The following is a 4,979-nucleotide window of genomic DNA, read 5'->3' on the forward strand; positions in this document are numbered from 1 at the left end:
CCATGTTCGCAACCATGTCGAGCGTCCCCGGTTCATCATGACAGTCGCAGCCTGACGCAGCGCCCGCCTCAGATTGATACCCCCTGCCTTGGTAATGCCACCGGACAGATCACGCTCACCGGATTGGGTGCGCGAGGGCGATAGGTCACCCGAAATATCGCTAAGACCCGCGAATACGAAATGTCAATGAGGTTTAGGAAGAAGGTCGAGATGCTGTTTGCACACCGCAAAGGCATCCTTGGCCTCCGATTACGTGGCCCATGCGGCGTAAATGGCAAATTCCTCCTCGCCGCCACCGCCCAATACCTCCATAAACTGGCGAAGACCTTTCCTGCATCGCAGAAATCGAAAACAACCTAACAAAAAAGGCACTCTCACCTTCAATCAGCACCGACATTTTGTAACCGTAGTTCTGACCCCACCTTCCTTATGGGCGTTTGATCTGCGAGTCCGTGCGTATTGGAATTATGCAGGGATTTTCTCCATGGAGCACTCAACGGAGTTTCTCACGGACATTGATGAGATTGTCGGCCCTCGTGGTAATCGGCGATGGCCGGATGCGGTAAAGGCCCGGATTGTTGCCGAGACGCTGGTTGAAGGCGCGACGGTGAACGAGGTGGCTCGTCGGTATGATATCCGGCACCACACCGATTGCCGATGAGGCGCTGAAGCAGATCACGGCCCTTTACCGGATCGAGAAGGATATCCGCGGCCAAAGCCACAAGGCACGGTGGGAAGTCCGACAGGAACGATCAAAGCCGATTATCACAATCTTCGAAGCTTGGCTAATCGCCAACCGTGCCCGCGTCTCGGCCCAATCGCCACTCGGAGAGCCCCGCTGGCCCTTGATGTTGATCCTTTCTGGTGTGCCCACATTGTCCAATTACGTGCGCTCTTACGAACAACTTGATGCGCTCGTGGATCCCGTTCATTTCGATGAGATCAATCTAAAGCGTGATGAAGAAGAACTTCACGAGTTGTTGTTTGCCTACGCGGAAGAAGTGGAGATTGATAGTTTGCCGCTGATTACGAAGGACTTTCTAAGTCGACTGGACTTCGCTTGTGCACATTGATGGGGCCTTGTCATCGAACTGTTAATTGACGCCCTCACCAATGCAAAACTAGAGGGCAAAAGCGAACTCGAGCTGGAAGATTTCGCTGAACAGTTTGCACTACGGACAGGCACGAAAAAGCAGTATTCTCCATTCACGGAGACAGATTATGTCGCGGCATTCGATACCCAGAGAATGCTCAAATTGAGCGAATAGTCAGTTTCTGATGACAACAAGTCTGCAAAAGTTTGTGCGCGCCCCTACACAGTTGTAGGAGCGCTCATAACGCTGCATCTTTAACATTGATTTCATTGAAGAAAATCTTGGAAGATTGCCCATAACTCTGCGCGGTATTTGCGCATAACTTTGCACGATTTGCCCATAAGTTTGCGTGCTACTGAGAACCCATCGAACAAACCAGTTCCTATAGCTTATCTGCAATGCTCAAACGCAGCTTATTCCCAATCGCCAGCTGACGAGCGCCACGTCTTAGCTTCCGCATCCCAAACACTGGCGGTGACGCAAGGCGTCGGGTTTATTCCGTCACAATTGGTTCCGTGGACATCCGCAAGGACAATGCGTTGACGCCCGAAATCAACGACCGTCCAGCCTCGATTGAGCAAGGAGTGAACCTGCTCTTCAATCAAGAAGTGCGACATGCATCCGCCAGTTCCGCAGTAAAGTGATGCAGCACTCGAACACGCGAAACCAGACTCATTCAAAACCCAGTCGCGTTGTAGATCTCCGTCGAGATCGACCCTTTCAACCGCGCCCCAGGCTATGTCAAACTGACCGTCGTTGAACTCCGCACAGGCTCGTGCCGCCAGATCAACCTTCGCCTGCAAACCGGGCGGAAGTTGCGATACATCGGCCGCGACAGCTGGTGAGGTCCAAACAAGGCCCGAAGCAAGCACAACCCCGGCGACCAAATATTTCATCTGACGCGCTATTTGGGAGGCTGGTTGGAAGGAGGTATTAATTGCACTGATCATACCTGTAGTCCCCGTACTCCAACCAGTTTGCCGAGCCTTCGCTAAAAATCAGAAACTCGGACCTGTCTTCCCCAAGCAGGGCGACGACAAACCCGGCTGGCGGCTCAGAGTTTCCGAAGTAGCTGTAGGCCGTCATAGCTCTGATCGACTCGCCGTTGACCGTTACGCGCGCGTCCCACTCCCCCTCCGGATTGTCCAATATTACGGGTTCGATCACGCGTTTTATCGCTCCGCCACCACAATAGACGATGCCTTCGGGGGGTTCGTAGGAGGCCCCTTGGTTAATATCTGAATCGCAGGCGGAACGAAGGGACCGAATTGCCGCGCTGGAACCTTTCAAGTCAAAGATTCCGTAGCTGACATCTTGATCAATCATGGACAGGTTAACGGATGCATTGACCGCGAGCTGGTCCAGTACAAAACCATAATCCTGCTGACTATTGAAACTGACCTCGACAGGATAATTGTCGACGATCTGCACGTCAGCGTTTTCTGCGCCAACCTGAAATGCGCCAACTTCGGTGGTGCCATTCTTCAAGAAACGAATGGAAAGCCCTTGCTTCTGTACAATGTCCTGGCTGTCCTCGTATCCAGCCGGAGCAAAGCGGATACGGTCACACTGAAGTTCCAGCGTCATGTTTACGGTCTGAATAAATGCATTGGGATTAGGCCCAGAGTTGAACGACCACTCCGCCGATGCGGTGGTCGCCATTGCCATCACCAACGCTCCAATGGAAATCGTTTTGAAACTCATTTTCTCTCTCCATGGTGTTGTAGTTCGCACTGTCATTCAGCCAGAGATTCCGGCCCATTACCTGGGCAACAAGGTTAGGAAGCAGTTGCGCCGTATTCGTTTGCGCCTTCTTGGGAAGGTCGCGTCAGCCACCAGATCATCAGGATGGACAGAACCAATTGAAGAATTGAGACAACAACAATACCGGTCACACCCAGGACTGCCGCTGGTCCTCGCAATGCATCGGGGTTTTCGGCCCCTTGCTCCAATACCGAAAAGAACGCCACCCCACCCAGCATAACAAAAAGCGTTGTAATGCTGAGCGCCATCGGCAGCAGCAAATACCAGCCAGGTCGTCCTGTATCATGCAGCCTTCGCCAACCGGCGGCCAGCATAGGTATGAGAACAGCCAGTTGGAAAACAGAGGACAGAACCCGAGATCCTTGCCCTGTTTCAGGGTTGGTCCCGAATATGATCGTATCCAGCACAGCTAAAGCAGCACTCACGAGAACCACAAACAAGAAGAACCACCAGTATTCTGAGCGTAAAGCCCGACCGGAGAACTGGAAGTATTTTGAGAAACACGTTTTTACTGCTTCACCAAATCCCATATTTCACTCCATTCTTTCTTTGCGGCCTCAAATCGCTTCGCCGCTCAGGGGAACACACTCGCAGCTCCCACTTACTTTTTTGTTTGACGCAGAGGCCTATCGTACGAGAGCGTAGAGAAATTTACGCGCGGAAAAAATATTGATTTATTAAAAATAAGATTCAAACATGCGAATTCGACACAACTTTATTTTACCTCCGTTGTTGTCGCTGTCGCCCGATTTGTCGGGCCCTTCCGACTGCTGGAGTGAGTGCTGGCGGTCGGAAGGCACTTTACAATGATTGAGCGTTGGGAGGACGCGATGCTCAGACTTAACGTACTCGCCTTCTTTCCAGAGTTTGCTCTAGCATTTGCTAGTGACGTCATTCGGCCTTCACACGTTATTGTCGGCCCCGTTAGTCAACGAAATATCGTCCCGCCGACCAAGCCCCCCGCGGCAAGTTCTGGGAAAGGTAGTCACAGGATCAAGGTATGTTCTATTGGCTGCACAGACGCGAGAGCTTCAAACAAGCGCATCCAATTTCACTAATTTCAAGGGAACCAGAGGGAGAAGAAAATGTCTAACAAGATGGTGATGATTGCAGGCGCGACATGTTTCGCACTGCTTGCGGCCTGCGACGATACGAGTACATCAAGCGCGTCCGCCGAGCTCACGCCCGCTCAGCAAGCGTGTTTGCGAGATGTAGCTAACACAACGAACAATTCGCAAGTCGTTGTGCTGTCGTCTGCGTTTAGCGAAGCTGGAACACAAGTCACGGTTGGCGTTGGCGAGGATCGTGCTCCTTGGAATTGCATTGCCTACAGTGATGGCGCGACAGCTGGCATCGAGTTCTTGGGCGACGAAGGCGCATTGTGAGCAGTCTGCTGCGTAGCCGAAATCGGTTGCGCAGCACTGGCTTGATCTGCTGAGGCTCGACTTGGTTTGTAGAACCACCATCATCGCGTTTGCGACCCTTTACCTGTTGGCGTTGTTTGCGTTTCTGACGGGTACACTTGGCTGGTTGGGACAAGAAAGAGACCCTTTGTCCGGTGTGTTCCTTTTGCCAATGGGACTGCCTTGGATACTTTTAGCGGACCTGATTCCAGATACGGCCAAACCGTGGCTCGCGGCGATTGCACCGGCGCTCAACCTGTTGGCGCTGGTCTTGATTTGCAGATGGGCACACGGTTTGCGCCAATAGTGAAGACCAAACTCATTCTCACCAAAAGGGAATAAAACATGGGAAGAGTGATCTTGGGCGTTGTGATAGGGCTCGTCCTCGGCGTCATTGGGGCGATGACCTTGGGTGGCGGTGCTGCGATGGGTGTTGGCGTAGCGACTGGCTTGTCCGCCGGTGTCTGCTCCACATTGAAAGGAGCACAGGCCGAGAACCTGATCACCGCCGAGCAAGCGGATCAGATCCTCAATCGCGTAAACTCCGAGATGGCATCGCTACAAGGTATTGAACCAACAGATGAGATCGCCGGCAGCGCACAGGCATGCGATGAATTTCTGTCAAAGTTACGAGAAGCGTGTCTAACGTCAGCGCCAATGGGACAGTTTAGGTTGATTTGATAAGAGAGGGTCTCTGGCTAATTGTAAACACCAAGGA

7 protein-coding genes and 2 pseudogenes are annotated in these 4,979 nt (G+C 52.4%); 5 read left to right on the forward strand and 4 right to left on the reverse strand.

All coding sequences use genetic code 11. The annotated features are described in order from the left end of the window. Window positions 1-144: pseudogene (locus AC2FIT_RS22425) on the reverse strand (transposase); the annotation flags it as partial. Here AC2FIT_RS22425 and AC2FIT_RS22430 point away from each other — a divergent pair. From AC2FIT_RS22430 to AC2FIT_RS22440, 3 genes and pseudogenes are all read left to right on the forward strand, one after another. Beyond that, window positions 145-360 (forward strand): annotated as a pseudogene (locus AC2FIT_RS22430) (IS5/IS1182 family transposase); the annotation flags it as partial. A gap of 124 nt (window positions 361-484) precedes the next feature. Further along, on the forward strand, window positions 485-661 hold the full coding sequence (locus tag AC2FIT_RS22435; protein ID WP_496832616.1) for a transposase: 177 nt from the start codon (window positions 485-487) through the stop codon (window positions 659-661). Further along, window positions 630-1,073: an IS66 family transposase gene (locus AC2FIT_RS22440; protein ID WP_496832617.1), complete on the forward strand. Its 444-nt coding sequence runs from the start codon at window positions 630-632 to the stop codon at window positions 1,071-1,073. The genes AC2FIT_RS22435 and AC2FIT_RS22440 overlap by 32 nt, the downstream gene beginning before the upstream one ends. 434 nt (window positions 1,074-1,507) lie before the next feature. Here AC2FIT_RS22440 and AC2FIT_RS22445 read toward each other — a convergent pair whose 3' ends face one another. The 3 genes from AC2FIT_RS22445 to AC2FIT_RS22455 form a co-directional block, all read right to left on the reverse strand. Next, window positions 1,508-2,044, reverse strand: a complete 537-nt coding sequence (locus AC2FIT_RS22445; RefSeq protein WP_496832619.1) for a hypothetical protein — start codon at window positions 2,042-2,044, stop codon at window positions 1,508-1,510. Continuing rightward, complete coding sequence (locus AC2FIT_RS22450; RefSeq protein ID WP_496832621.1) at window positions 2,028-2,798, reverse strand: hypothetical protein; 771 nt, start codon at window positions 2,796-2,798, stop codon at window positions 2,028-2,030. Before AC2FIT_RS22450 ends, AC2FIT_RS22445 begins: the two co-directional genes overlap by 17 nt. Window positions 2,799-2,872: 74 nt before the next feature. Beyond that, the gene (locus AC2FIT_RS22455) at window positions 2,873-3,388 is read right to left on the reverse strand and encodes a DUF805 domain-containing protein (protein WP_496832623.1); all 516 of its coding nucleotides are present in this window, start codon (window positions 3,386-3,388) and stop codon (window positions 2,873-2,875) included. Between the two features lie 555 nt (window positions 3,389-3,943). Between AC2FIT_RS22455 and AC2FIT_RS22460 the strand changes: the two genes are divergently transcribed. Beyond that, window positions 3,944-4,243 carry a hypothetical protein gene (locus tag AC2FIT_RS22460; RefSeq protein WP_170337109.1) on the forward strand — a complete coding sequence of 100 codons (300 nt, stop codon included), beginning with the start codon at window positions 3,944-3,946 and terminating at the stop codon, window positions 4,241-4,243. A 363-nt stretch (window positions 4,244-4,606) separates the two neighbouring features. Continuing rightward, complete coding sequence (locus AC2FIT_RS22465) at window positions 4,607-4,942, forward strand: hypothetical protein (protein WP_496832625.1); 336 nt, start codon at window positions 4,607-4,609, stop codon at window positions 4,940-4,942. The last annotated feature ends 37 nt before the right edge of the window (window positions 4,943-4,979 follow it).

The organism is Ruegeria sp. YTSA135, assembly GCF_059610165.1.

Coding starts and splice junctions, on each gene's coding strand:
- AC2FIT_RS22435 (WP_496832616.1), top strand. CDS start 485: ATGGAGCACTCAACGGAGTTTCTCACGGACATTGATGAGATTGTCGGC.
- AC2FIT_RS22440 (WP_496832617.1), top strand. CDS start 630: ATGATATCCGGCACCACACCGATTGCCGATGAGGCGCTGAAGCAGATC.
- AC2FIT_RS22445 (WP_496832619.1), bottom strand. CDS start 2,044: ATGATCAGTGCAATTAATACCTCCTTCCAACCAGCCTCCCAAATAGCG.
- AC2FIT_RS22450 (WP_496832621.1), bottom strand. CDS start 2,798: ATGAGTTTCAAAACGATTTCCATTGGAGCGTTGGTGATGGCAATGGCG.
- AC2FIT_RS22455 (WP_496832623.1), bottom strand. CDS start 3,388: ATGGGATTTGGTGAAGCAGTAAAAACGTGTTTCTCAAAATACTTCCAG.
- AC2FIT_RS22460 (WP_170337109.1), top strand. CDS start 3,944: ATGTCTAACAAGATGGTGATGATTGCAGGCGCGACATGTTTCGCACTG.
- AC2FIT_RS22465 (WP_496832625.1), top strand. CDS start 4,607: ATGGGAAGAGTGATCTTGGGCGTTGTGATAGGGCTCGTCCTCGGCGTC.